Here is a 24,589-nt window from a genome sequence, read left to right on the forward strand (position 1 = left end):
CCCGCATCTTCAGGAGAACGACATGACCATCGAGATCGTCGACGTCAACATCACCAGCCCCGGACGCAACTTCGTCACGCTCAAGATCACGACCTCCGACGGCATCGTCGGACTGGGCGACGCCACGCTCAACGGACGTGAGCTCGCCGTCGCGTCGTACCTCTCCGACCACGTCGCCTCGATGCTCGTCGGACGCGATGAGGACAGGATCGAAGACACCTGGCAGTACCTCTACCGCGGCCCGTACTGGCGTCGCGGCCCCGTGACGATGGCGGCGATCGCCGCGGTCGACATGGCGCTGTGGGACATCAAGGCCAAGAAGGCCGGGATGCCGTTGTACCAGCTGCTGGGCGGCGCGAGCCGCGAGGGCGTCCGCGTCTACGCCCACGCGTCGGGCACCGACTACGCCGCGCTGAAGAACGCCATCACCGGCTACGAAGAGCTCGGCTTCACCGCGGTGCGCGTGCAGACCGGTGTTCCCGGCCTAGGCCAGATCTACGGCGTCTCGGCCGCAGGCCCCGGCGTGCGCTACGACTACGAACCCGCGAAGCGCTCGGGCGACCGCCCCAGCGAAGAGACCTGGGACACCCGCAACTACCTCAACCACATGCCAGGGATCTTCTCGCAGATCCGCGAGGACTTCGGCACCGACCTGCGCATCCTGCACGACGGACACCACCGCATGTCGCCTATCGAGGCCGCGCGCTTCGCGAAGGACATCGAGCCCTATGACCTGTTCTGGCTCGAGGACTGCACCCCCGGTGAAGACCAGACCGCGCTGCGCCTGGTGCGCCAGCACTCGACGACGCCACTCGCGATCGGCGAGGTCTTCAACTCCGTCTTCGACTATCAGACCCTCATCACCGAGCGCCTGATCGACTACGTGCGCTCGGCCGTCACCCACACCGGTGGCATCACGGCCATGAAGAAGCTGCTCGACTTCGCCGCGATCTACGGCATCAAGTCCGGCATCCACGGGCCGACCGACATCTCGCCCGTCGGCATGGCCGCGGCGCTGCATCTCGACCTCGCGATCCACAACTTCGGCATCCAGGAGTACATGCCGCACAACGAGCCGACGCTCGAGGTGTTCCAGACCTCCTTCACGTTCGACAAGGGCTTCCTGCACCCCGGCGACCAGCCCGGACTCGGTGTCGACCTCGATGAGGATGCCGCGGCCGGCCACGAGTACACCAAGGCGTATCTGCCGGTGAACCGTCTGCTCGACGGGACCGTCCATGACTGGTGAAGCCCGACGAGTCGCCCTGCCGCAGCGCACGGTCGATTCCCGTCTGATCGTGGTGGCCCGCGCGAAGCGGGCAGAGGACTATGACGCCGTGCTCGACGTGCTCGTGGAGGCCGGCATCCGCAGCGTCGAGCTCACCCTGACCACTCCGGGCACATTCGAGCACTTCCCCCATTTGCTCGCGCGGTTCGGCGACACGATCGACCTGGGCATCGGGACAGTCACGAACACCGATGACCTGGCGCGGGCGATCGAGGTGGGCGCGGCCTACATCGTGACTCCGATCACCTCGACCGAGTTCGTGACGCAGGCGACGGATGCCGGTGTGCCGATCGTCCCGGGCGGACTCACGCCGACCGAGCTGTTCGCCTCGTGGTCTGCAGGCGCTTCTGCGGTCAAGGTGTTCCCCGCGGGACAGGTCGGTCCCTCGTATCTGAAAGACCTGCGCGGCCCGTTCCCCGACCTCGTCGCGGTGCCGTCTGGCGGAGTCGACCTGGCCGGGGCCGAGGCATGGCTGCGTGCCGGTGCGGTGGCGGTGAGCGTCGGCGGTCCGCTGCTGGGCGACGCCTTCGCCGGCGGCGACCTCGCCGCGTTGCGCGATCGGACTGCGGCATTCGTCGAGGTGTGTGCACGGGGCGCCGCGTGACGTCGCCCCTTGTCGTGACGCTCGGCGAGACGATGGCGCTCGTGCGCACGACGGAGATCGGCTCGCTGCGGCACGCCGACTCGCTCGCCTTCGGCATCGGCGGCGCTGAGAGCAACGTCGCGATCGGGCTCGCTCGCCTCGGCGTCCCCGCCTCGTGGCTCGGACGCGTCGGAGACGACTCCCTCGGCGAGCGCGTCGCACGCGAGATCCGCGGTGACGGCGTCGATGTGCGGGCGATCGTCGACCCCGATGCCGCGACAGGCCTGATGGTGAAGGAGCGGCCCTCTGCCGCATTCACCGCCGTGCACTACTACCGTGCCGGGTCTGCGGGCTCCCGCCTGCATCCGGACGATCTGCCCGACGGATGGGTCGAGGGCGCAGCGCTGCTGCACCTCACGGGCATCACGCCCCTGCTGTCGGATACCGCTCGGGCGGCTCTTCACGCGGCGATCGACCGCGCGCGGGCGGGCGGTGCGATCGTCAGCTTCGACATCAACTACCGCTCGGCGTTGGCATCGCCCGAAGTCGCCGGCCCCGTGCTCCGCCAGCTCGCGGAGCGTTCCGACATCGTCTTCGGCGGCGAGGAGGAGTTCGCGATCCTCTACCCCGGCTCGTCAGTCGCGGATGCCGCGGCAGCCCTGCGCGATGCCGGATGCGCGACGACCGTGCTGAAGCTCGGCCCGGACGGTGCCACCGTGTTCGCCGCGGATGGCGAGGTCGCGGGCTCCGGGTTCGCGATCACCCCGGTCGACACCGTCGGCGCGGGCGATGCCTTCGTCGCCGGATACCTGAGCGGACTCCTCGACGGACTCGACCTCGACGCGATCCTGCGCCGCGCGAACGCCTGCGGCGCGATGGCCTGCCTCGTGCCGGGCGACTGGGAGGCGGCGCCCACGCTGCGCGATCTCGAGCGGTTCCTCGACGGCGATTCCGATCCGGTGCGGCGCTGATCCGCTGCGACTCGATCGCGTCCGTGCGAGCGGGAACCCTCGCCATACCGGAATGCGTCGAGTGGGTTCCGCGGCACCCGCAACTGAGGCCCGGTGAAGGCGCGTAGCCTCGAAGTATGTCGAAAGCCGTTGTATCCCCGTCCGCGGCTTCCGCCCTCCCGGATTCCGACCGCCCGCGCGTTCCGCTGTTCGCTCACGCCGCGCTGAACTCCCGACCGGTCGCGCTGGTCTATCGCATCCTCGCTCTCGCAGTCATCGTCACCGGCGTGATCCGGCATTCCGACGTCCTGACCGGTGCTCCGAACTGGACGACGCTGCTGTTCTACACGATGGTCAGCAACCTGCTCTGCCTCGTCTGGGTCGCTCTGCTCGTCGTCCGCACGGGCAGAGATCTGGGTCGCCGCGGCCCGGCCGGCACGTCGACTCCGAGCGCACGAGCAAGCGGGGCTGTGATGATGGCGATCACCGTCACGATGCTGATCTATCTGGTCGTCCTGGTGCCGACGCGGTTCGCCGACGGCGACTCCGACATCTTCTCGCTGACCGACAACCTCATCCACATCATCACGCCGCTGCTGGTGATCGTGGACTGGCTGCTCTTCGTGCCCAAAGGGTCGTTCCGGTGGACCGACTCGCTGCTGTGGACTCTCATCCCCTACGCATACCTGGTGTGGGCCTTCATCTACGGAGCTGTCGGCGGGGAGTTCACGCCCGGTCAGAAGTATCCGTACCCGTTCATGGACGTCGACGCCCTCGGAGTCGGCGGCGTCGCCCAGTGGATCGTGGCGTTGACGCTGGCGCTCGTCGTCGTCGGCCTGGTGTTCGTCGTGATCGACCGCGCACTCGCCGCCCTCGCACGGCGCCTCGACCGCCGCTGACTCGGCTCAGAGCTCGGGCGATTCCGGTTCGACTGCAGGACCGTCGCACGCGCGCAGGATCGAACTGCGGATTCCGTCCTGCATCCGTGCCTGCGTCCTGCAGTGTGCCGCACTCGGCGCTCAGTTGATGATCTCGGCGCGGTCGTCGTCGCGGATGGCGGCGAGCCGCTCCCGCCACGTGGCGAGTGCCTCGGGCGTCAGACGCGTCCAGTCGTGCACCTCGCGGATCACTCGCAGCGGCGCGCTGCTGCGGTACGAGCGGGTCGGGTTGCCGGGGAACTTCTTGTCGGTCACGTTCGGGTCGTTCTCGAACTCGCCGGTCACCTCGACCTCGTACACGCGCGGCTCTCTGTCTCCCGGCGCGATCTCGGCCGCGAGCCCCGCGCCGTCGGCCACTGCAGTGAAGTAGATGTGGTTCATCACGATCTCGGGGCGGTAGTTCGAGGGGAAACCCGCGGTCAGCAGGTCGCCCGGTCTCAGGTCTGCCTTGGTGCCGTGGAAGAAGGGCCCGTCATCCAGTGCGTCGCTCACCGCAGAAGCTTACGACCGCGCCGCGCGCTCAGGAAGAACTGCTGCCTCGCGCGACTGCGCACTCGTGTCCTGCGCCTCGGGAGGAGAGCTGCGCTGGGGGAGGAGAGAATCTCGGAATCTCTCCTCCCGGGGCGCAGGTCTCCTCCGCGGGCGCAGCGGCCAGTCCGCCGTCAGTGCTCCGAGCGGCGGGTGCCCACGCCCGGTTCGTCGTTGTGGATCGACTCGTCCTGCACGGACGACTCCGACGACGGATCGACACGCACCGGCCCCGAACCGCCGGAATCCGCACCGGCATTGCCCGCGGGCGTCTCGCCGATCTCGTCGGGGTCATCTGCGTTGCGGTCCTCGATGAGTGCGGCGATCGCGTCCTCCGAGGGCTCGGCGCCGCTGCCGACATCGCGGTCGGATCCGACGCCGCCGCTCATTCCGTGCCGTCTCTCAGATCCTGCGGTGCGTCGCCACTGTGCTGCGCGCCTTCGTCCTCGGGTGCGAGATCGCCCTGGCCGTCGTCGCCCAGCTCGGCATCGAGAGCATCCTCGCCCTGTGTCTCCGGCTGATCCGTATTCGTGGGGAACGTGCCGTCGGTGAAGTCGTCGACCGGCGGGATGCCCGGCATGTTCGGCGGCAGACTGTTCGCGAAAGCGTCGATGTTCGACATGGTGCCCTCCTCTGGTTTCGTCCGAACCACCATGATCGGTGCGAACCGCGGCGAGCGCAGGGCGGTTGACAGCTCAGCTCAGGACGAGGATGATTCCGGACCCACCGGCGCTCTGCCGACGACGAGTGAGGTGGTCGACTCGGAGACGCCGATCTCACGCTGAGTCGTCCTCGACTCGAGCGCCGGTCTCTGATCCACCCTGTACGTCACCGGTCGCGGGCTGACCACAGACCGTGGAGATCTTCGGAAGCCGCCGGCAGCTCCCAGCATCCGACTCTAGGCTCGCCTCCGTGGACACCGAGATGACGGTCGCGGAGCGCCGGATGAAGCGCGTCGAGATCACTGCAGAGGTCATCACCCTGGTGATCGGTCTGGTTGCCGCCGCCGGCGCGATCTCGACGCTCTTTCCGGCGGTGCTGACGTGGATCCAGCGCCTCCCGCTCGTCGTTCCTGGCCTCATGACGGCCGTGCAGGGCGTCGCCATCGTGCTGGCCGCGTTCGCCAGGCGCAGCGACCTGGTCAAGGGAGGGCTCGCGGTTCTCCTCGTGGTCTGGGTGCCGTTTCTCGGGCAGGTCATCTGGTTCGCCCTGGTCATCCTGCTCGCGAGACTGACGACAGGCTGAGGCGGTGCCTGGCCTCAGACCGTCGGAGCATCCACACTCCGACGCCGTCGAGTGGTCATGAAGGCGGCACCCAGCAGAAGCAGCAGGGTCGCGAGAGCGGCGAGGACTGCAGCCTGCGATCCGTCGCCACCGGTGCCCGGAAGGCCGCCGCCACCTGCGGGCGGATCGACGGGCGGGACGACCGGCGGGACGACGTACACGTTGGTGATCGACGCGGTCTGCACGGTCGGGATCTCGTCACCGTCGGCGTTCGGCGTTCGGACCTCGACCGTCTGCACGTCACCTCGACGGGAGTCCTCGCCGTACGCTCCCACCGCCCCCTGCTCGGAGACGATGCACTCGGATCCGAGCGGCAGGTCATCGAGCCGCTGCTGCAGCCCACCCTCAGATGTCACCGTGATGACGCCGTCGTCCGGAAGCACCAGCGCGACACCTGCCACGGTGCACTCGACCCGGAACTCGAAAGCCGCCGGGGCCTGAGAGACGGCGCCCTCTAGTACCTTCTCGACCCCGAGATCGCCGTTCAGCAGCGTGACGCCCGCCTGCACCGGCGCCACGGAGTACTCGCGCCCCCCGGCATCCGTGCCGACGGCGCCCATCTGGTTCCAGGCGACGCCGCCCGCATCGGGAACGGTGATCGGAGCCAGATCCGGGTACGCGGCCGACTCCGGCTCGTTGCGGGTCTCATAGTGCAGAGAGAGCAGCTCACCCGGGCCGAACGATCCGGCGGCAGTGCCGCGGAAGTCGATGGTCACTCGCATGCCGGTCACGTCTTCCCACGCCCCGGCATACGAGAGCACTGGGGTCCACGTCGCCGTGGTGTCGCAGAGCAGATCACCGAACCAAGCCGAGCCCGTGCCTGTTCCCGTACAGGGCGAGGCGCTGGTCGTCACGTCGAGAATCAACGTCGCGCCGGCCGGCAGCGAGTTCGCGGCAAGGGACTCCGCGATGAGCACCGGGGCGAAGGTCGTGTTGCGGGGGCTGCCCGTGGCCAGCATCCGATCGCCGAGACGCGGAAGCGGATCGACGATCGACACCGTCGGGAACCCGACTGTGCCGCTGTTGAGCACCGAGAGCTTCCAGTCGTCGGTCGCCCCGACCGCGGTGTACGCGGCGCACGGGGTGCGGGTGTAGCCGTCGGCGTCGAGCGGGCACGCCGCGGACGGGTTGTTCAGATTGACCTGACCGTCGACGAGGTCGCCGTCGATCTCGCCCTTGACGTACTTCGTCGCCGACAGCGATCCACCCGGCTGGGGCTGCACGTAGTTCGTCGTTCCGCACTGGGTGTCATCGAGCCCCGCGACCGTGCCCTCGCCGTTGCCCGACGTGTTCGTGCAGGCATCGAGCGTCTCGTCGGTGGTCACGACGAACGTGTTCGTTGTGAAGTCCTCGAGGCTGAGACCCGGGGTGAGCGACAGGAAGATGGTGATCGTGAAGACCTCACCCGGCGACATCCGGTCGCCACCCTCCGGCCACGCGAAGGTGATGACCTTGCCCGTGTCGTCGGCGGACGCGGTGACATCGGTCGACAGCGTCCCGCCGTCGGAGGTCGTGTAGGTCGGGGTCGAGAAGTCCCACTCCAGGAACTCGGGCAGCGTGTCGACGAGATCATCGACCGTCAGGAATCCGGTGCCGGTGTTGGTGAACGTGAGCGTCCAGGGCAGGCTGCTGCCGATGCCTACGACGTGACTCGTGCCCGGCTGGGTCTTCACGACATCCATCTGATGAGTACCGGGCTCGAGCGCGAGGGTGGCTTCCGCCTCCTCATCGACGGCTGCGTAGAGTCCGTCAAGCCGTTGGCTGACGACAGAGGCAGTGTTCGGCACCTCGGCGGGCAGAGCGAGAGCGGTTCCGTCGCGCTGCGTGTCGAGCACGAGCACATCGAATGCCAGTTGCGCCGTCCAGTCGGCGGGCGGAGCGTCGTTGGAGAAGACCGCACCGGACGCGTTGCGGAAGATGGCGCGAACGCCGACGACATCGGCGGCGGGCACGATCGGCAGCACAGCCGTCGCGTCGAAGGTGCCCTCGACCCAGGTGGTCCCGACGAGAGCATCGATGCGCACCTGATCGGCGCCGGCGGGCAGCGCGACCGCGACGTTCGGAGCATCGGCCAGTCGGACGGTGTTCCAGAAGTCAGCATCCTGATCGGTGATCGTGACCTGCTGAGACGACGCGGTCGACTCCCCGTCGGTGGCGTCGAGCGTCACCCTGACCGGCGTCTCCAGCTCGCTCTCGATGAGCGAGTCAGGGGCGATGGTCTTCGCGAGCGTGACGTCGAGCAGAGCGCTGATCAGCTGCACGTTCGCGCCGTCGGTGTCTCCGGGCACCGAGGCCGGCCCCGAGGGCTCGAGCACGGGGTCGTACGATTGCGCGATCACGGTGTTGTCGACCCGACCGGGCTGTACGAGCTCCTCGGCATCCGATCGCTCGTACTGGCGCACCCGGGTCGTCACGTCGAGCCGCAGTGTCGCTCCCGCTTCGATGCTTCCTCCATCGGTCGCAGGATCCGCGCCCTGGTAGACGACGCTGATGCCGACGACGCTCGTCAGATCGACCGCGGCGAGCGCTTCGGCGGCTGTGATCGAGAGCGTCCGCGTCGAGAGCGTGCCGTCATCGGCGCGGTCCCACAGGGTGACGATCGAGGCATCCCTGTCGACCTGATCCGCGGGCAGAGTGAACACCAGGGCCTGCACCGTCAGCTGCTCGTACGGGTTGGTGATCGGGTCGTAGGCGGCGTCTGCGAACGGATCGGCATCCCATGCGTCGGCGGCCGTGAGGCACTCTGCCGTCGCGCCCGGTTCACAGGTGAGCGGATCCGTCACGCGCAGGTACGAGGCGCGCGCCGTGCTGTCGTTGCGCGCGTCGAGACGGAAGACGACGTTCGGGTAGCTCTCGGGTGCGACGTCGGCCGACTCGGGAATCGTCACCGTCGTCGGCGTCGCGGTCTTCGTCACGGAGACGAGCGGAGGCTGATCGATCAGCGCGATGTTGTCGCCGTCGGAATCGCTGCCGGTGTCGGTGGCCGTCGTCCAGTCGCCGCGAACCGTGTTCACGACACTTCCGTCGGTCGAGTCGTTGAAGCTCTGGTCGGCCGTGACCCACTGCTCGTCGAGTCCCGTGGCATCGCGCACCACGTTGCGCAGCTCCCACGTGAGGAAGGTCGGTCGGTACTGGCCGACCGCTGACGTCGCGAGGCCCGAACCCGGTTCCGGACGCGTGGGATCGGTGCTCGCCGCGCGGGCCGCATCATCGGGCGCATAGACGATGCGCACACCCGTCGTACCGGCGGTCTGCTCGGGGGTCAGCGTGTAGCCGACGAACCCGTCAGCACCCATCCAGGTGCCACCGGGTGCCGGGACCACCACCCACGCGCCGTCGACGAAGAGAGACACCTCGGTGATGTCGTCCCAGGCGAGCAGCGGGTCCTGGGCCAGGGTGATCGCGTCGACGCTCAGGAGGTCGAATGCCTGGAAGACGGTGGATGCCGCAGGAGCCGGGTCTGCTCCTGGCGCGGTCGACGGATCGCTGATCGTGAGCGATTCGACGCCACGGGTGCCTGTGCGCCATTCATTCCTGGTCGAGACGATCTGCCCCGACTGCGAGTCGACGAAATCGACATCCGTCGTCTTGTCCCCCGTCTCGACCCAGCGCTTGTTCACGTCGACGCCGGGGCCGATCCCGGTCGCGGGGGTCTCGACGCCGATGGTGTCCTGTGCATCGACGAGGTCGCTGTCGATCCCGTCGGGCAGACCGGTGACATCGGCATGGCTCTGGGCCGTCGCCACGTTCTCGTAGATCGTGGGTTCCTGCGCCGACTGCTCGTCTTCAGGCTCGTCACGCGGATCGGTCGGTCCGCTGCCGTCTCGGAGGTCGGAGCGCGCGTCGAAGACGACGTTCGGCTCGACGCTGAAGCCCTTGGGGAATCCGTCGGGGTTGTCGAACGTGAAGCGGATGCCGGTCACGTCGGACGACGTGTCGGGTGGGGTGAGCGCTGCGCTGAACTCGGCGCGGCTCATCTGGAAGGTCTCGGCCGTGTCACCGGTCGACTCGACGGCGAGCGTCGTCCACGAACCGTCCGGGCGCTGGTATTCGACCGTCAGGGTCGTGTTCGGCGGGATCTGGGTCGGCGCGATGGCCGCGATGTCGAACGCGTTCCAGAAGTCGTCGGGCTGATCCTCGCGCCAGCTGTCCTCGACGACGATCTGGGTGGGGAACACCTGCGCCGCACCCGTGCCCGTCGTCGCGGTCAGACCGGCGACGACGCTGTTCCCCGGTTCGACGGCTCCACCGGGGGTGATGTTCTTCTCGAGGTTGATCGCGATCTGGGGGTAGTAGACGGTGATGTCGGCCGAGGCGTCATCCTCGGCGGTGCCGACGTCGTTCGTCGCCGAGACGTCGATCGTGTTGGTACGGGAGGCGACAGGCGCCTCCTCGCTGACGAGCGCCAGGGTGGGCAGCACAGTCGCGTCGATCTCGGCATCCGCACCGGCGGGGATGTCTCCGGTGAACTCGATCACGAATCCGGTGACGACTCCGGCAGGAGGCACGGGTGTCGCTCCATCGGCGAATGCCTCGGGCGCGACGGCGGCACCGTCGATGTACCAGGTGATCGTCGCGCCGGTGGCGCCCTCGGGGTACTGGATGCCGGAGGGGAACCCGCCGAAGACCATGTCGGCGTCGAAGAAGTCGAGGTCGGAGATCGTCAGGCTCTGCACGGGGCCGTTCGACGTGTTCTCGGCGCCGAGGACTGCCGCGGCCTCTCCGCCTGCGGCGAGCTCGGCCGGAGTGATCGACTTCGATGCTGCGACGGCGACGGTCAGAGGAGTGATCTGGAACGGCGCGGTCGCGTCATCGCTGACCGGCTCCTGGCCCGGCGCGTTGATCGTTCCGGTGATGCTGTTGGTGACGCTCGCGCCGGTCGCGAGCGTCGCGTCGGTATTGCGATCGGTCGCCCGCTGCTCGACCGTGAACGCCGACGAGGCGGCGGCATCCCCGGCGATGGTTCCGCCCGCGTACGTCAGGCGGATGCCGCCCACGTCGTCCGGTTCGACACCGTCGGGAAGAGCCGGTGTCGCGCCGGGTGTGCCGGGTTGCCAGCTCCACGTGCCGGTTCCCTCGTCGAACGTGTAGACGTCGACCTGCACTGTGGTCGCGTCAGGGGGCAGCGTCGACGCGGTGAAGCCCTGGAAGTCGACGATGCGGAACGGGTTGTCCGCGCCCAGTTCGGTCGCGCCGTCGACGGCTCCGCTCGGCTCCTGCACCACCAGCGAGTCACCGCCGACATTCGACTCGTTCTGCGCTCCGACGGTGATCGTCGACGTGTCTCCGGCGTTGAACTGCTGAGACGCCGGGGTCCAGCTCTTGCTCGCCTCGACCCCGACCACCGTGGCGATGGTGACTACCGCATCGGCACCGTCCTGGATCGTCGCCGGAACGTCTCCCGGACCGTTGTCCCAGTCGGCGGTCGCCGTGTTCGTGACGGTGTCGCCGTTGTACTCCCAGTCGGCCGGGAGATCCAGCGGTGCTCGCAGCACGACACTCAGCTTCAGCGTGCCACCGGCCTCGAGACCGATCCCCCCATCGACCGGCTGCTGGAATGCGACGGTGACCGTGCAATCGGCACTGACCTCGACCGGCACTCCCCCCTCTTCGACGCATCCCTCGGTCGTGCGGGTCAGAGGCAGATCCGCCGGGCTGACCGAAGTGCCGACGAACTCGAACCCGGCGAACTCGGCCGGCAGCGTGTCGGTGAGCACCACGTTGAGGCAGTCGACGTCATCGCAGAAGAGATCGACGGTGTAGGTGAACTCGTCGCCCGGCCCCAGCTGGTCCTGCACGTCGAGGTCATCAACCCGTTTGTCGATGCGCAGCGACGACTCCGCGGCATACGCGGCGACGGGCGTGAACCCGGCGAGCACCAGACCGATGATCGCGACGAGCGCGACGACGAATCGGCGCATCGGAGGGACGTCGGACCGGTTTTCAGCAGGCATCGGACTCTTTCTGCCGGGGCATTCAGAACATCACGGTGCGCGGTACTGATTCGGACGACCGGTGAAGAAGCCCCCCGCTCACCTGCAATCCGAGTCAGTATATTGGCGCTCTGCAGCCGGGTGAAAGGCCTCTCACCCCTTTGGGGTGGGCCTGCCGTGCGCACCCCGTGAGAGCATCGACGTCAGACCACGACTCGAGGGAGATCTCGGATGCTCGACACATCAGACAGCGTGAGGCTCGGCGGCTCGGGCCTGCGGATCTCGAAGGTAGTGCTCGGATGCATGAGCTTCGGCGCACCGGACCGAGGAGCGCACGGGTGGTCGCTCGATGAGGAGACCAGCCGCCCGCTGATCAGGCAGGCGCTCGAGGGCGGGATCACCACGTTCGACACCGCAGACGTGTATTCCGACGGCACGAGCGAGGAGTTCGTCGGCCGGGCGCTCGGCGACTTCGCCCGGCGCGACGAGATCGTGATCGCGACCAAGGTGCACGGGCGCATGGGCCCGGGCGCGAACCAGGCAGGTCTCAGCCGTGCGCACATCCTGTCGGGTATCGATGCGAGCCTGAAGCGACTCGGGACCGACTACGTCGATCTGTACCAGATCCACCGCTGGGACCCCCAGACGCCGATCGCGGAGACGATGGAGGCGCTGAACGATGTCGTCCGCTCGGGTAAAGCTCGGTATATCGGTGCGTCGTCGATGTGGGCCTGGCAGTTCGCCAAGGCCCAGCACGCCGCCGCACAGAACGGCTGGGCGCGGTTCGTCTCGATGCAGGACCAGTACAACCTGCTGCAGCGCGAGGAGGAGCGGGAGATGCACCCCTTCTGCCTCGACTCGGGAGTCGGTGTGCTGCCGTGGTCGCCCCTGGCGCGAGGCAAGCTCACGCGCGACTGGGACGAGAAGACCGCGCGCACGGCGACGGATGCTTTCGGCGCGACGCTGTACCGCCGCGAAGAGGAGTCGAATCGAGCGATCGTGGATGCGGTCGCGCACGTCGCCGAAGCGCGCGGTGTCTCCCGCGCGCAGATCGCGCTCGCGTGGGTCGCGCAGCAGTCCGCCGTCACCGCACCGATCGTCGGCGCGACGAAGGCCGGCCACATCGACGATGCGGTCGCCGCCGTCGGCATCCGGCTCGAGGATTCCGAGCTGGAGGCGTTGCAGGCCGCGTACACGCCTCGCGAGCCCGAAGGGTTCTGAGGCGAGGGACGACCCTTACTCGATCTGGCCGATGGGTTCGCGCTTCTCGGCCTGGAACTGATCTTCGGCGCGGCCTCGAGCCCAATACGCCGAGATCGACAGTCGCTCTCGCGGAACGTCGCGCTGCTTGAGCAGCGCACGGACCTCTTTGATGGTTCCGCGCTCGCCGTGCGCGAAGACGCCAGGATGGCCGTCAGCCCACGGCAGCTCGGCGAGGACGGCGAGCAGTTCGTCGTCGGTCTCGGTCCAGCGCAGCGTCACGCCCGAAGGGACTGCGGGAAGGATGCGGTCAGCCGCATCCGCCACGCTCAGGACGACGTGGCCGACCGCATCCGCGTGCATCGCCTCGACGGCCGACGAGATCGCGGGCAGAGCCGTGTGATCGCCGATGAGCAGGTGCCACGGCAGCTCGGGCTCGGGGAGGTAGCCGCCGCCGGCACCGCTGACGACGATCGTGTCGCCCGGCTGCGCCTGTCGGGCCCAGGGCCCCGCGACACCCTCGTCGCCATGCACCACGAAGTCGATGACGAGTCGGCGCTGCTGCGGGTCGGCCGAGCGGACCGTGTACGTGCGCCGGGTGGGCAGCTTCTCAGGGCTCTCCTCGCGCAGCTGCGCCAGGTCGTACGGCGGGGTGAGCGCGTGACTCGGGTCGGCGAAGAGGATCTTGACGTACTTGTCGGTGTAGACGTTGTCGGTGAAGTCGTCGTACCCGTCGCCGCCCGCCGTGATCCGCACCAGGTCGGGGCTGATCTGCTCCACCTGCTCGACGGTGAGGACTGCTTGGCTGGGGGTTCGACGAGGCTGTTCCGGCATTGCGTCTCCTGAGATCACGAAAGGAAGTCCCCTCCAGTCTGCCCGCCGCGCAGTGGAGCAGGGTCGACGTTTCCGATCAATGCGCTGGACACCTCCCCCGGCGAGCCGCCCAGTATTCTGGCCGCATGAGAGAAACCGCGGCCGTCGTGCTCCGCCTTCTGCTGGCCGCGGCGTCGCTCGCAGGAGTAGTGACGCAGCTCGTGATCGCGATCCGGACCGACTTCGGCCTCGTGAACTTCTTCAGCTACTTCACGACGCTCAGCAACATGTTCGCGAGCGTGGTGTTCATCGTCGGCGCGGTCACGATCCTGCGGCGCAGCGAGAGCAGTGCGCGCTGGGAGGCGGTGCGCGGAGCATCCGTCGTCTACATGGCCTTCGTCGGCATCGTGTTCAACACCCTGCTCTCGGGTGCGGACCTCGGCGGCCTGCTGCCCTGGACCAACGTCGTGCACCACATGCTGATGCCGTTGGCCGTCGTGATCGACTGGGTGCTGATGCCTCCGCGGCGTCGACTCGCGATGCGCACCGCATGGCTCTGGCTTCTCGTGCCCGTCGTCTACACCGTGTACTCCGTCGTGCGGGGCGCGATCACCGGCTTCTACTGCTACCCGTTCTTCAACCCCGCGGCGGTCGGCGGATACGGTGGCGTCGCCGCGTACTGCGCCGGACTCCTGGTCGCGTTCATCGTGCTCGCCCTGGTGATCCGACTCGTCGGCAACGCCCTGTCGCGCCGCACCGCGACAAGAGTCCCCGCCGCCGCCCGCACCACGAAAGAGACGAGTCGCCCGTGACCACCTCCTCCACACTCCGCGCACTCAGCGGCGTCGCCGATCAGCCCGCCGACCTCGCGACCTCGACCGTCGTGCTCGTCGACTTCCAGAACACCTACACGCGCGGCGAGATGGAGCTCGAGGGCTGGGAGGCTGCTCTCGACGCCGCGGCCGACCTGCTCGCCCAGGCCCGCGAATCAGGGGCGACGGTCATCCACGTGCAGCACGACGGCGGCCCCGGATCGGCGTACGACATCCGCGAGGACATCGGGGCGATCCATGAGCGCGTCGCTCCGCGCGACGGCGAAGCCGTGGTCGTCAAGAAGGCGCCGAACTCGTTCGTGGGCACCGAACTCGGCGACCTGGTCGACGCCGCAGGTCACGACGACGTCGTGATCGCCGGGTTCATGACCCACATGTGCGTGACCTACACGACCGAGGGCGCGTTCCTGCGGGGCAACCGGCCGACCGTCGTCGCTGCCGCGACCGCCACCCGCAGCCTTCCGTCGGTCGCCGGCGACGTTCCCGCAGAGCAGCTGCATCGCGCGGCCCTCGCCGGCATCGGCGATCTCTACGCCACGGTCGTCCCCACCGTGGCCGATCTCGGGCGCTGATCTCGGGCGCTGATCTCAGTCGCTGATCTCGGGCGCTGACAAGACGAACGGATGCGGTCGCCGACCGCATCCGTTCGGATCAGCCTGCGCAGAGGTCGGTGTCGGCGCTGCGGTTGACGGCGTCGACCGGGCGTGACGGTGCCGGTGTGGCCTGCGGCTGGGACGTCAGGTTCTCGTAGTCGGCGCCGAGCAGGAGCTGCACCCCGTCGACGTCGCCGACGGTGACCGTCACGCCGATGCCGAGCTCGGTGGCGAGTGCCTGCGCCGTCGCCTGCGCCTCGGGGGTGTCGGCGGCGATGATCGTCGTGGCCTCGACGGCCTCCGCATTGGCGAGCCCCGACACCGTGTATCCGTAGGCGGTGGCGTCTTCGGAGACGCGTGATGCGAGGCCGGCGACGCCCGCCCCGTTGAGGATCTCGACGGGGGCGGTGCGCACCGTCGCATCCGGTTCGACAGCGTCCGTGGTGAGCACGACGGGAACGTCGTCGCTGAGAGCGCGGAAGATGACGTCGGCGTCTGCGGTGGGCACGACCCGGTCGGGGTCCTCCGGGGCCTCGGTCGTGGGCATCGTCAGGAAGGTGACGCTGCTCATGGGGACGTTCGCGACCCGCGCGGCGAGGCCGGCGAGATCGGTCAGAGCACCGAGACCGGGGTCGACCGTCATCGACGAGGTGGCGGCGTCGAGGAACGCGTACAGACGATCAGGGCGCACCAGCACGTCGGACTTCGTCGCCTTCTGCACGATCGCCGACAGCACCATCTGCTGGTGCCCGAGACGTGCGACATCGCTGCCTTCGGCGAGCGCATGCCGCGTGCGCGCCAGCGCGAGCGCCTGGGTGCCGTCGATCGACTGTGCACCGGCGGGCAGATCGAGCTGCGCATGCCCGTCGTTCAGGGCCTCCGGGAGGCAGACGTCGATGCCGCCCATGGCGTCGACGACGCCGATGAAGCCTTCGAAGTCCATCTGCACGAAGTGATCGATCGTCACGCCGGCGAGCTGCTCGACCGCCGCGACCGAGCAGGCGGGTCCGTACTCCAGCGCGGAGTTCAGCATCCCGTAGCCGCCGTCATACGACCCGCGGCCGGTGTCCTCGCAGGCGGGCAGGTCGGTCAGCGTGTCGCGCGGCAGCTGCACCGCATCGATCCGCGAGCTGTCGCTCGAGATGTGCACGAGGACCATGGCGTCGCTGCGCTGACTGCCGTCGTCCTCGCCGAAACCACCCGATGCGAGCGCTCGGGTGTCGGACCCGAGCACGAGGATGTTCAGGTCTCCGGTCGCGAGCTCCGGCTCGCCGTCGCCGTCGTCGGAGCGCAGAGGCGCGGTCGTGACGTTGCCCTGCAGCTGCGCGTAGGCGATCGCCCCGACGGCGACCAGGGCCACGACGATGAGCGCGCTGATCCAGCCGATCACCTTTCCACGCCGACGGCGAGGTCGGGTCGCCTGGGGGGAGTCGGGAGAGGGGTCCGGAGTCGAGTCGGTCGGGGGGAATTCTGGCCGTCGCACTGGTTCACACCATCATGAGGGGGAGGTGATCTCAAAACGCAGCGCCGGATTCACAGGACCTGTGCGGGGTACTCCAAGGTGCGTTCAGCGGCGCGGCAGATCCCAGAGCGTGTAGCCGACGACCCCGGCCGGGATGAAGTCCAGCGGCTCGGTGCGCTCATTCTCCACTCCCACGATGCGTCCGGTCGCCGCCGAGATCAGAACGGTGTCCTGATACGGCGAATCGTCATCGGACACTCGCAACCCGACCACGGGGCGCCCTTCTCGATCCTTCGTCTCTCCGAGCACCGTCACCCCGCCGGCCTCGACGAGCATGTCGATCAGGACGGCATGCTGTTCGTCGGTCAGCGTCCAGTAGCTCAGCAGCTGCCCGATGGCCACGAGAAGCTGGCCGGAGGATGCGTCTTCCGGCGCGCCGAGCGATTCGAGCGCCGCCGCCAGCTGCGGCCTGTCGGCGCCGTCGAGTTCGAGCACGGCGGGAGGCGCGATGAATTCGCCGGGCGGCGTCGAGACCTCGCTGATCACCTCGCCCGGTTCATAGGGGCTGTCCGCCACCCCTTCGGGGCGATCCTCGTCGTCCCAGAGGGACTCGCCGGCGATGATCACGCTCGACGAGCCTGCCTCGACGGACCAGGTGAACGTCGCGTACTGCGGCACGACCTCGACGCTCTCTTCGGCCATGTCGATGCTCCACCCCCACGAGAGCGTCTCGACGCGACTCTCCTGCTCGGGACCACCGGGGCGGGCGAGCGCGTCGTGCGCGTCGTCGATGACCTCGGCGAGCGGCTGCGCGTTCGAGTACAGCAGCGGAGGCGGCGTCAGGGCGACCGCCTGCTGCGACGGAAGCAGGATGCTGGCGACGACGATCGTGACGACCACGAGGGAGGCCACGGCGGTGGTCGCACCGGCCCAAGCCCAGCTGCGCCGTCGCGCGCGGACGGGCGTCGCCGTGCCGCGGATGATGTTCTCGCGCAGGGCGATGTCCTTCGCGCGCAACGACGCGAACTCCTCCGGGGGCGCGGGGTTCGCGGCGCGGAACAGCCGGTCGAGATCGTCGTCGGAGATGCTCATCCGCCCACCTCCTTCGCCTCGAGCTGGCCACGCAACTTCTGTCGCGCACGGGTGAGAGTGGTCCACACCGCCGCCTGGCTGCAGCGGAGGACCTCAGAGACCTCGCCCGCGCTGAGGCCGTCCCAGTAGGTGAGGACGACGACCTGACGCTCTCGGGCGTTGAGGCTCTGGAGCGCCTGACGCAGAGCCAGGGCCTCCAGCGGATGCAGCTCTTCGCTCGCCTGCATCCCTCGCGTCATCGCCTCGATCGCCCGGGTGCGGGACTGGCCTCGGCGCATCACGTCGCGCAGTTTGTTGTCGGCGACTCGGAGGAACCAGCGCAGCCCCATCGGCTTCACGGGATTCAGCTTTCTCCAGGCGACGACGAAGACCTCGGCCGCGATCTCGTCGACCTCGTCGGCGTTGTCGACGAAGCATGCCACGTGCCGTCGCACTCGTGGCCAGTACTCGTCGAAGAGGGTGCGGTAGAGCACCTCTTTGCTCGGCGAGCCGCCCGTGGGCGCGCCTCTCACCGGCGCGGGAAGCTCCAGGTCGGGAAGATCGGATCCGGCATACGCGATGCGCAGGCTCTCCACTCCCCACAACTCCAACACCAGTCCACCCATCTCTCTCATTGCCAGGCTATCGATCGCCTAGAGCGTGCAGAGCAGGCTGGTGGCGCCAGGCGGGACGTTCGCCGAGCTGTTCGCGACCGCCGTGCCGAGCACGGAGCCCGAGGCGTTCTTGGCGTGCACCTTGCCCGAGGTGCGTCCGTTGGCGATCGATGCCACCACGCGGAGAGCGGCGGTGCTGACGTTCGTGCAGACGGTGAAGGCGAGCTTCGTGCCGCTCAGTCCGCTGCCCGTGTAGGCGCAGAACGTGCCGGTGGCGCAGGAGCCGACGGATCTCGCCGTCGGCGATCCGGCGGTCAGCGCCATTCCGAGGGCCGGCCACACCGCGTAGCTGTCCGAGAGCGCGATGCCGCCCGGCACGGCCTCGAGGGCGTACTCGATGTCGGAGGTCTCGGTGTCGTCGGGCGCCGAGGCGGATGCCGGTGCCGCGGCGGATGCCGGCGCCGAGGCGGATGCCGGTGCCGCGGCCTGCGGGATCAGCAGCAGGCTGACGGCCAGCGCAGCGACGGCAGCGATGTGCTTCTTCATTCGTGCCCCCTCCCACTCCGGGTGCGTCGGCGTCTGTCGAAGGTGCCGCTCGGGTGGCGCGGCGCAGACTCCGAAGGATCAGTATCCGGTGCAGGCGAGCGCGTCGTTCACGCGCGCGTATGCAGCTCGGGCGGATTCCTTACATATCTTCTTCTGTCGATCGTCGGCGGCGGATCCGAGAGGGACTTGCCATATTGGAAAGTGAAGGCTAGCTTTCCGATATGGAAAGTGAACGGGATGATCCTCACGCCACCCTGGCCCGCCTCGACGCCGTAGCCACGACATACACCGACGCGCCCCGTGGTGAGGGCTGGTACCACGTGGCCCTGGGCCTCGGTTCGGGGGTCTTCATCGCCTCTCAGGGGCTGCCCCAACCGTGGGCATCCCTCATCGCCGTGGCGTTCATCCTCGTCATTCCCGCGTTCATCGCCTGGTGGCGACGAACGCACGGCTGGTGGGTCTCGGGCTACACCGGCGGTGCGACCCTGTGGGTGACCGGCCTGATGCTGGTGGCTCTCATGGCGACCGGCGCTTGGTCGTATCTCAGCTCCGACGTCTGGTCCAGCATCGCCGCCGGGTTGATCGCGTGCATTGCCGTCACCGCGTCCGGCTTCATCTGGATGCGCGTCTGGCGAAGCCGACTCCGGATGCGGGGGGCGGCGTGAGAGGACTCGATCCTGCCATCCACGCTGTCACTCGGCTCGAGCTGTGCGGACTGCTCGCGCCCGTCGACGACGCGGAGTTCTCGTTCCTGCGTGAGCGGCTCGGTGTGTCCGATTCCGTGCTATCCAAGCACGCCAAGGCACTGGAGCAGGTCGACTACCTCCGCATCGACAAGGTCACGCGGAACGCCCGTCAGCGCACTCTGCTGTCGCTCACACCCGCGGGGCGACACGCCTTTCGGGAGCACGTCGCGGAGCTTCGACGCCTCGCATCGATCGCGGACGCATCGCACGAGGTCCACGGCTAGCACTCGCTCCGGGAGAGACTGGAGCGATGAGATCCGCCGTAATGTTCCGTGAAACCCTCATCGGACCGCGATGGCTGGCGGTCACCGGCGCGCTGACACTCGGCTTCCTCGTGGTCGTCACCGCGATCGCAGCGCCCGTCGTCATCGGGCAGGCGGGCGAGGTAGGCGCGTGGACGATCGCTCTGCTCGTCGCGGGGTTTCTCCTCATCCTCGCCGCCGGACTCCTGGGGCTCACCCGACGCATCACGATCGCAGTGAGCGATACGCACGTCGACGCCCGCCTGACGCCGTTCCGCGTCATCCGCCTCCCTCTCGCGGAGGTCGATCGGGTCGAGGTCACCGAGGTCACGGTCGCGCAGGCCGGCGGCGTGGGCTGGCGATTCGCGGGCTCGGAGCAGTTCCTGCTGTGGTCTGCAGGCGCTGCGGTCAGGGTGACCATGGCCGACGGACGCACGAGGGTGCTCCGCACCGAGCATCCCGACGGATTGAGGGCCGCCATCCTGAGCGCTTCGCGCGCGATGCGGGAGTGAGGGCAGTACCGGGCATCCTCACGAATGCGGCTCGCTGTGGCGGTGGAGATCCGCCCGGACACTAAGACGGCCCGGTTCTCAAGGAACCGGGCCGTCTTCACATCTACTGCTCGCTGTGCGCGAGGGGGGACTTGAACCCCCACGTCCATAAGGACACTGGCACCTGAAGCCAGCGCGTCTACCATTCCGCCACTCGCGCGAGTCTGTCGGGCTCCGAAGAACTCAACTTCCCAAAGATATCACGCGTTTCGCCCCACAAAGAAACCGGCACCGTACCTGAGCATCCTCCCGGAGGACTTCTGCCTCACGGGAGGAGAATCTTCACGGATTCCTCCTCCCCAGACACAGATCTCCTCCCGAACGGCGCCCCCACAACCTCGGCGATACCCCGCCACGAGATGCCCACACCCTCCCCCACTCCCCCGGAATCTCGGGGCTCTCCAGCCCCGCGAGGGCGTTCACCCAGGACACCTGGCTACGATGTCCCTACCGGTCGGCATGCCAGAGGAGCCCAGTGGGACTACTTGACAGCTTTGAGAAGGGTCTCGAGCGCGCTGTGAACAGCGCCTTCGCGAAGACCTTCCGCAGCGGCATCCAGCCCGTGGAGATCGCTTCGGCCCTTCGGCGTGAAGCGGACACCAAAGCGGCTGTGGTGAGCAGGGACCGCATCATCGCGCCCAACAGCTTCGTCGTGCGTCTGAGCACCGACGACGCCGACCGCATGCTGAGCCTCGGCGGCGCGCTCACAGACGAGCTGCACGCACTTCTCACCAAGCACGCGAAGTCGCAGGGCTACAGCTTCTCGGGTCCGCTCTCGATCAGCCTCGAGGGCGACGACAAGATCGCCACCGGCACGGTCAATGTCAGCTCGGGCACGGTCGAGGGCCGCGTCAACTGGCAGGCCGTGATCGACGTCGACGGGCGCCGCCACTCGCTCACCCGCGCCCGCACTGTCATCGGTCGGGGCACGGATGCCGACATCACCATCGCGGATGCCGGATCCAGCCGCAAGCACGTCGAGGTCCTCTGGGACGGCGAGCGCGCCATGATGCGCGACCTCGGCTCGACCAACGGCACCAAGGTGAACGGCGACAAGGTGCGCGAAGCCGCGCTCCCCACCGACACCACCATCACCATCGGACGCACCGATCTGGTGTTCCGCATCGTTCCCGTCGCCTCTCCGTCACGCCCGCCCCGGCCACGTGACGACGATGCGACCCGCGCGTTCGGAGCCCTCTCGTGAGCACTCCCAGTGAACTCGTCCTGCTGCTGCTGCGCATCGGCTTCCTGCTACTGCTGTGGTTCTTCGTGTTCGGAGTCGTCTACTCGCTCCGGGCCGACCTGTTCGGCATGAAGGTGCGCAAGCTCCCGGCCGAGGCCGCTGCGGCGACCCCGGCATCCGCACCGGCACCGGCAGCCGCCCCCGCGGCATCCCGCCCCTCGTCGGCGAAGCCCAGCACCGGTCCCGCGACCGTCGCGACCGCCAAGCGGCTCGTGATCACCTCGGGCCCCAAGGCCGGGCTCGAGCTGCCGCTGGGCACCGACACCCTCACGATCGGCCGTTCGAGCGAGTCCGCCCTCGTGATCCGCGACGACTACACCTCCAGCCACCACGCACGTCTGCTGCTCCGGGGCGACAGCTGGGCCATCCAGGACCTGGACTCGACCAACGGCACGTTCGTCGCAGGTCAGCGGGTGACCGGCGGCCCGGTCGGCCTCGCTCTCGGCACCCCGATCAAGGTGGGCGCCACGACCTTCGAGTTGCGAGCCTGACCCCGGCATGGTCTTCGAAGGCTCGAGCGCCGCGATCTCCCACACCGGGAAGGTCCGCTCCAACAACCAGGACTCCGGGTACTCCGGCGCCAACCTCTTCGTCGTCGCCGACGGCATGGGCGGCCACGCCGGCGGTGACGTCGCCTCGAGCATCGCGATCCACCGGATGGAGCCGCTCGACCAGCCGTACACGTCGGTCGAAGACGCGCAGGCCTCGCTGCAGGCCGCCGCGACCACGGCTGCCGGCGATCTGATCCGCGCCGCGAAGGACCGACCAGAGCTCGCGGGCCTCGGCACCACGCTGAGCGCGATCATCATGGTCGACGACTACGCGGTCATCGGCCACATCGGCGACTCGCGCATCTACCTCTACCGTGACGACGCGGTGACGCAGATCACCGCAGACCACACCTTCGTGCAGCGACTCGTCGACTCCGGACGCATCACCCCCGAAGAGGCGCGCTACCACCCGCGTCGTTCGGTGCTCATGCGCGTGCTCAGCGACATGGATGCCGATCCCGAGCTCGACATGTTCGTCATGCATACCCAGCCCGGCGACCGCTGGCTGCTGTGCTCCGACGGTCTCTCGGGAGTCGTCGACGAGGCGCACATCCTCAAGGCGATGCGCATGGGCATGGCACCGGGGCGCACGGCCGACAACCTGCTGAAGCAGGCGCTCGACGGCGGAGCACCCGACAACGTCACCATCGTCCTGGTCGAGGTCGGCGGCCAGCACGCCATGCACTCGGGCACGGCGACGATCGTCGGCTCGGCGTCGAACCCCGCCAATGTCTCAGTGCCGCCGGTGCGTGCGCCGCGCGGCAACTGGCTGCATCCCGTGCGTCAGGCCGCGAACGAGCCCAGCCACTTCGAGCCGGCTCCCGAGTACCTCGAGGAGCTCATCGAAGAGGACCGTCGGCGCGCCAAGCGTCGCCGCTTCGGCTGGATCGCCGGGATGCTGGTGGTCCTCGCGATGCTCGTCTTCGCCGCCTTCGCCGCCTACAGCTGGACGCAGACCCGCTACTTCGTCGGCGCCGACGAGGACAGCGTCGTGATCTATCAGGGCGTGCAGCAGAACATCGGCCCGATCACGCTTTCGACTCCACTGCGCGACACCGACATCCTGCTCGCGAACCTGCCTCCGTACCAGCGTGACTCGGTCGAGCGCACGATCACCGCCCGTTCGTTCTCCGACGCCGAGGCGATCGTCGCGAGGCTGCAGGCCGGCGCAGACCGCGTCATCGGCGAGACCCCGCTGCCCACTCCGCTGCCGACTCCGACGGAGGACGCAGGATGAGCACCGACGTCACGGCCGACACCAGCGTCATCAAGGCCCTCAAGCGCATGCGGATGCCGCAGACGCAGCGCAACCGCGAGTTCTGGCTGCTCCTGTTCGCGGTGGTGATCAGCGGTTCCGCCCTCACCCTCGTGCAGCTCGGCGCACTGGGCCTGATCGACCCGATGATCCTCGCGATCGGCGGCGGCCTGGCCGTTCTCGCCTTCGCCGTCCACTTCGTGCTGCGGGCGGTCGCCTCGTCGGCCGACCCGTTCCTGCTGCCCATCGCGACCCTGCTCACGGGCCTCGGCATCGCGATGATCTACCGCATCGACATCGCCAAGTCGCTCACGGGCTGGAATGCGTACTCGACGAAGCAGCTCGCCTGGACCGCCATCTCGCTGGCCGGCGCGATCACCGTCGTGATCATGCTGCGCAACTACCGGGTGCTGTTCCGGTACACGTACATCTTCGGCCTCTCCGGCATCCTGCTGCTCCTGCTGCCATTCGTGCCGGGACTCCGCATCCCCGACGCGAACGCCGCGGTGTGGGTCTCGCTGGGCGGCATGTTCGCCTTCCAGCCGGGCGAGCTCGCGAAGATCTGCCTCGCGATCTTCTTCGCCGGCTATCTGGTGCGCACGCGGGAGAGCCTGACGTCGGTCGGCACGAAGTTCCTCGGCATCACCTGGCCCCGCATGCGCGAGCTCGGGCCTGTGCTCGTGGTGTGGGCCATCTCGCTCGGCATCATCGTGATCCAGCGCGACCTCGGCACCGGAACCCTCATCTTCGGCATGTTCGTCGCGATGCTCTACGTCGCGACCGGCAAGACCAGCTGGGTGCTCATCGGTCTCGGTCTCGTCGCCGCAGGCGTCGCGGTCGCGACCCAGATCCTCAGCTACGTGCAGGGGCGCTTCACGAACTGGCTGTTCCTCTTCGACTCCGACAAGGTCGACCCCGACGGTGCCGGATTCCAGCCCATGCAGGGGCTGTTCGGCCTCGCGCACGGCGGCCTGCTCGGCACCGGGTGGGGCCAGGGGCGTCCCGACGTCACCCCCCTCGCGCACAGCGACTACATCATCACCAGCCTCGGCGAGGAGATCGGGCTGATCGGGCTCTTCGCGATCCTCTGCCTGTACATGGTGTTCGTCAGCCGCGGAGTGCGCATCGGCCTCGCGGGGCAGGACGACTTCGGCAAGCTGCTCGGCATCGGCCTCTCGTTCACGATCGCCCTGCAGGTGTTCATCATGGTCGGCGGTGTGACCCGCGTCATCCCGCTCACCGGTCTGACCACCCCGTTCCTCGCCGCCGGCGGTTCCTCGCTCGTGGCCAACTGGCTGATCGTCGCGATCCTGCTGCGCATCTCCGACGGCGTCCGCAGCCAACCCAGGGCGGTGATCGGCTGAC

Annotated in this window: 24 protein-coding genes and 1 tRNA gene; 15 read left to right on the top strand and 10 right to left on the bottom strand. The window is 68.4% G+C overall.

Going from position 1 to position 24,589, the window contains the following annotated elements; genetic code table 11:
* The first annotated feature begins 22 nt into the window (after positions 1–22).
* From manD to ACQ4LY_RS04920, 4 genes are all read left to right on the top strand, one after another.
* Entirely contained in the window at positions 23–1,249 is a 1,227-nt protein-coding gene (gene manD / locus ACQ4LY_RS04905) for a D-mannonate dehydratase ManD (protein ID WP_431074911.1), read from the top strand.
* Positions 1,239–1,892: a bifunctional 4-hydroxy-2-oxoglutarate aldolase/2-dehydro-3-deoxy-phosphogluconate aldolase gene (locus ACQ4LY_RS04910; protein WP_431074912.1), complete on the top strand. Its 654-nt coding sequence runs from the start codon at positions 1,239–1,241 to the stop codon at positions 1,890–1,892. Before manD ends, ACQ4LY_RS04910 begins: the two co-directional genes overlap by 11 nt.
* Positions 1,889–2,842 carry a sugar kinase gene (locus ACQ4LY_RS04915; RefSeq protein WP_431074913.1) on the top strand — a complete coding sequence of 318 codons (954 nt, stop codon included), beginning with the start codon at positions 1,889–1,891 and terminating at the stop codon, positions 2,840–2,842. The genes ACQ4LY_RS04910 and ACQ4LY_RS04915 overlap by 4 nt, the downstream gene beginning before the upstream one ends.
* Positions 2,843–2,958: 116 nt before the next feature.
* The gene (locus tag ACQ4LY_RS04920) at positions 2,959–3,720 is read left to right on the top strand and encodes a Pr6Pr family membrane protein (RefSeq protein WP_431074914.1); all 762 of its coding nucleotides are present in this window, start codon (positions 2,959–2,961) and stop codon (positions 3,718–3,720) included.
* 120 nt (positions 3,721–3,840) lie between these two features.
* Here the strand turns inward: ACQ4LY_RS04920 and arr are convergent, their stop codons facing one another.
* The 3 genes from arr to ACQ4LY_RS04935 all read right to left on the bottom strand — a co-directional run bounded on the left by arr (position 3,841) and on the right by ACQ4LY_RS04935 (position 4,909).
* Complete coding sequence (arr, locus tag ACQ4LY_RS04925; protein ID WP_431074915.1) at positions 3,841–4,251, bottom strand: NAD(+)--rifampin ADP-ribosyltransferase; 411 nt, start codon at positions 4,249–4,251, stop codon at positions 3,841–3,843.
* Between the two features lie 170 nt (positions 4,252–4,421).
* On the bottom strand, positions 4,422–4,676 hold the full coding sequence (locus ACQ4LY_RS04930) for a hypothetical protein (protein ID WP_431074916.1): 255 nt from the start codon (positions 4,674–4,676) through the stop codon (positions 4,422–4,424).
* Entirely contained in the window at positions 4,673–4,909 is a 237-nt protein-coding gene (locus ACQ4LY_RS04935) for a hypothetical protein (protein WP_431074917.1), read from the bottom strand. The genes ACQ4LY_RS04930 and ACQ4LY_RS04935 overlap by 4 nt, the downstream gene beginning before the upstream one ends.
* 290 nt (positions 4,910–5,199) lie before the next feature.
* Between ACQ4LY_RS04935 and ACQ4LY_RS04940 the strand changes: the two genes are divergently transcribed.
* Positions 5,200–5,532: a hypothetical protein gene (locus ACQ4LY_RS04940; RefSeq protein WP_431074918.1), complete on the top strand. Its 333-nt coding sequence runs from the start codon at positions 5,200–5,202 to the stop codon at positions 5,530–5,532.
* Between the two features lie 14 nt (positions 5,533–5,546).
* Here ACQ4LY_RS04940 and ACQ4LY_RS04945 read toward each other — a convergent pair whose 3' ends face one another.
* Positions 5,547–11,525, bottom strand: coding sequence for an LPXTG cell wall anchor domain-containing protein (locus ACQ4LY_RS04945; RefSeq protein WP_431074919.1), 5,979 nt, complete (start codon positions 11,523–11,525; stop codon positions 5,547–5,549).
* A gap of 210 nt (positions 11,526–11,735) precedes the next feature.
* Here ACQ4LY_RS04945 and ACQ4LY_RS04950 point away from each other — a divergent pair, with 210 nt between their 5' ends.
* On the top strand, positions 11,736–12,725 hold the full coding sequence (locus tag ACQ4LY_RS04950) for an aldo/keto reductase (RefSeq protein WP_431074920.1): 990 nt from the start codon (positions 11,736–11,738) through the stop codon (positions 12,723–12,725).
* Between the two features lie 15 nt (positions 12,726–12,740).
* Here the strand turns inward: ACQ4LY_RS04950 and ACQ4LY_RS04955 are convergent, their stop codons facing one another.
* Positions 12,741–13,538: a siderophore-interacting protein gene (locus tag ACQ4LY_RS04955; protein ID WP_431074921.1), complete on the bottom strand. Its 798-nt coding sequence runs from the start codon at positions 13,536–13,538 to the stop codon at positions 12,741–12,743.
* Between the two features lie 125 nt (positions 13,539–13,663).
* On the opposite strand from ACQ4LY_RS04955, the gene ACQ4LY_RS04960 reads away from it, so the two are divergent.
* Entirely contained in the window at positions 13,664–14,329 is a 666-nt protein-coding gene (locus tag ACQ4LY_RS04960) for a Pr6Pr family membrane protein (protein ID WP_431074922.1), read from the top strand.
* Positions 14,326–14,922, top strand: coding sequence for an isochorismatase family protein (locus tag ACQ4LY_RS04965; RefSeq protein WP_431074923.1), 597 nt, complete (start codon positions 14,326–14,328; stop codon positions 14,920–14,922). Before ACQ4LY_RS04960 ends, ACQ4LY_RS04965 begins: the two co-directional genes overlap by 4 nt.
* 79 nt (positions 14,923–15,001) lie before the next feature.
* On the opposite strand, the gene ACQ4LY_RS04970 is transcribed toward ACQ4LY_RS04965, so the two are convergent.
* The 4 genes from ACQ4LY_RS04970 to ACQ4LY_RS04985 form a co-directional block, all read right to left on the bottom strand.
* Positions 15,002–16,333 (bottom strand): LCP family protein, encoded by a 1,332-nt coding sequence (locus ACQ4LY_RS04970; protein WP_431074924.1) that lies wholly within the window; start codon positions 16,331–16,333, stop codon positions 15,002–15,004.
* A gap of 177 nt (positions 16,334–16,510) precedes the next feature.
* The gene (locus tag ACQ4LY_RS04975; protein ID WP_431074925.1) at positions 16,511–17,497 is read right to left on the bottom strand and encodes a hypothetical protein; all 987 of its coding nucleotides are present in this window, start codon (positions 17,495–17,497) and stop codon (positions 16,511–16,513) included.
* Positions 17,494–18,102, bottom strand: a complete 609-nt coding sequence (locus tag ACQ4LY_RS04980) for an RNA polymerase sigma factor (protein ID WP_431074926.1) — start codon at positions 18,100–18,102, stop codon at positions 17,494–17,496. Before ACQ4LY_RS04980 ends, ACQ4LY_RS04975 begins: the two co-directional genes overlap by 4 nt.
* Positions 18,103–18,129: 27 nt before the next feature.
* The gene (locus tag ACQ4LY_RS04985; protein ID WP_431074927.1) at positions 18,130–18,636 is read right to left on the bottom strand and encodes a hypothetical protein; all 507 of its coding nucleotides are present in this window, start codon (positions 18,634–18,636) and stop codon (positions 18,130–18,132) included.
* Between the two features lie 221 nt (positions 18,637–18,857).
* On the opposite strand from ACQ4LY_RS04985, the gene ACQ4LY_RS04990 reads away from it, so the two are divergent.
* Genes ACQ4LY_RS04990 through ACQ4LY_RS05000 form a run of 3 tightly spaced genes read left to right on the top strand, consistent with a single transcriptional unit; the run spans position 18,858 to position 20,136 of the window.
* Positions 18,858–19,301 (top strand): hypothetical protein, encoded by a 444-nt coding sequence (locus tag ACQ4LY_RS04990; RefSeq protein ID WP_431074928.1) that lies wholly within the window; start codon positions 18,858–18,860, stop codon positions 19,299–19,301.
* Positions 19,298–19,606 (top strand): transcriptional regulator, encoded by a 309-nt coding sequence (locus ACQ4LY_RS04995; protein WP_431074929.1) that lies wholly within the window; start codon positions 19,298–19,300, stop codon positions 19,604–19,606. Before ACQ4LY_RS04990 ends, ACQ4LY_RS04995 begins: the two co-directional genes overlap by 4 nt.
* Before the next feature lie 26 nt (positions 19,607–19,632).
* Entirely contained in the window at positions 19,633–20,136 is a 504-nt protein-coding gene (locus ACQ4LY_RS05000; protein ID WP_431074930.1) for a hypothetical protein, read from the top strand.
* Positions 20,137–20,252: 116 nt separating this feature from the next.
* Here ACQ4LY_RS05000 and ACQ4LY_RS05005 read toward each other — a convergent pair.
* A tRNA-Leu gene (locus tag ACQ4LY_RS05005) sits at positions 20,253–20,335 on the bottom strand.
* A gap of 315 nt (positions 20,336–20,650) precedes the next feature.
* Between ACQ4LY_RS05005 and ACQ4LY_RS05010 the strand changes: the two genes are divergently transcribed.
* Genes ACQ4LY_RS05010 through ACQ4LY_RS05025 form a run of 4 tightly spaced genes read left to right on the top strand, consistent with a single transcriptional unit; the run spans position 20,651 to position 24,588 of the window.
* Positions 20,651–21,379, top strand: coding sequence for an FhaA domain-containing protein (locus ACQ4LY_RS05010; protein ID WP_431074931.1), 729 nt, complete (start codon positions 20,651–20,653; stop codon positions 21,377–21,379).
* Positions 21,376–21,909: an FHA domain-containing protein FhaB/FipA gene (locus tag ACQ4LY_RS05015; RefSeq protein ID WP_056310914.1), complete on the top strand. Its 534-nt coding sequence runs from the start codon at positions 21,376–21,378 to the stop codon at positions 21,907–21,909. The genes ACQ4LY_RS05010 and ACQ4LY_RS05015 overlap by 4 nt, the downstream gene beginning before the upstream one ends.
* Before the next feature lie 7 nt (positions 21,910–21,916).
* Positions 21,917–23,206: a PP2C family protein-serine/threonine phosphatase gene (locus tag ACQ4LY_RS05020; RefSeq protein WP_431074932.1), complete on the top strand. Its 1,290-nt coding sequence runs from the start codon at positions 21,917–21,919 to the stop codon at positions 23,204–23,206.
* Positions 23,203–24,588 carry an FtsW/RodA/SpoVE family cell cycle protein gene (locus tag ACQ4LY_RS05025; protein ID WP_431074933.1) on the top strand — a complete coding sequence of 462 codons (1,386 nt, stop codon included), beginning with the start codon at positions 23,203–23,205 and terminating at the stop codon, positions 24,586–24,588. Before ACQ4LY_RS05020 ends, ACQ4LY_RS05025 begins: the two co-directional genes overlap by 4 nt.
* The last annotated feature ends 1 nt before the right edge of the window (position 24,589 follow it).

This window comes from Microbacterium phyllosphaerae (genome assembly GCF_050628115.1).
In the GTDB taxonomy this organism is placed as follows: Bacteria; Actinomycetota; Actinomycetes; order Actinomycetales; family Microbacteriaceae; genus Microbacterium; species Microbacterium phyllosphaerae_A.

Bases quoted from the DNA above. Each gene is read 5' to 3' on its own strand.
- ACQ4LY_RS04920 (WP_431074914.1), top strand. From the start codon at position 2,959: ATGTCGAAAGCCGTTGTATCCCCGTCCGCGGCTTCCGCCCTCCCGGAT.
- ACQ4LY_RS04950 (WP_431074920.1), top strand. From the start codon at position 11,736: ATGCTCGACACATCAGACAGCGTGAGGCTCGGCGGCTCGGGCCTGCGG.
- ACQ4LY_RS04910 (WP_431074912.1), top strand. From the start codon at position 1,239: ATGACTGGTGAAGCCCGACGAGTCGCCCTGCCGCAGCGCACGGTCGAT.
- ACQ4LY_RS04955 (WP_431074921.1), bottom strand. From the start codon at position 13,538: ATGCCGGAACAGCCTCGTCGAACCCCCAGCCAAGCAGTCCTCACCGTC.
- ACQ4LY_RS04985 (WP_431074927.1), bottom strand. From the start codon at position 18,636: ATGAAGAAGCACATCGCTGCCGTCGCTGCGCTGGCCGTCAGCCTGCTG.
- ACQ4LY_RS05025 (WP_431074933.1), top strand. From the start codon at position 23,203: ATGAGCACCGACGTCACGGCCGACACCAGCGTCATCAAGGCCCTCAAG.
- manD (WP_431074911.1), top strand. From the start codon at position 23: ATGACCATCGAGATCGTCGACGTCAACATCACCAGCCCCGGACGCAAC.
- ACQ4LY_RS05000 (WP_431074930.1), top strand. From the start codon at position 19,633: ATGAGATCCGCCGTAATGTTCCGTGAAACCCTCATCGGACCGCGATGG.
- ACQ4LY_RS05020 (WP_431074932.1), top strand. From the start codon at position 21,917: ATGGTCTTCGAAGGCTCGAGCGCCGCGATCTCCCACACCGGGAAGGTC.
- ACQ4LY_RS04945 (WP_431074919.1), bottom strand. From the start codon at position 11,525: ATGCCTGCTGAAAACCGGTCCGACGTCCCTCCGATGCGCCGATTCGTC.
- ACQ4LY_RS04990 (WP_431074928.1), top strand. From the start codon at position 18,858: ATGGAAAGTGAACGGGATGATCCTCACGCCACCCTGGCCCGCCTCGAC.
- ACQ4LY_RS04975 (WP_431074925.1), bottom strand. From the start codon at position 17,497: ATGAGCATCTCCGACGACGATCTCGACCGGCTGTTCCGCGCCGCGAAC.
- ACQ4LY_RS04935 (WP_431074917.1), bottom strand. From the start codon at position 4,909: ATGTCGAACATCGACGCTTTCGCGAACAGTCTGCCGCCGAACATGCCG.
- ACQ4LY_RS04960 (WP_431074922.1), top strand. From the start codon at position 13,664: ATGAGAGAAACCGCGGCCGTCGTGCTCCGCCTTCTGCTGGCCGCGGCG.
- ACQ4LY_RS04980 (WP_431074926.1), bottom strand. From the start codon at position 18,102: ATGGGTGGACTGGTGTTGGAGTTGTGGGGAGTGGAGAGCCTGCGCATC.
- ACQ4LY_RS04930 (WP_431074916.1), bottom strand. From the start codon at position 4,676: ATGAGCGGCGGCGTCGGATCCGACCGCGATGTCGGCAGCGGCGCCGAG.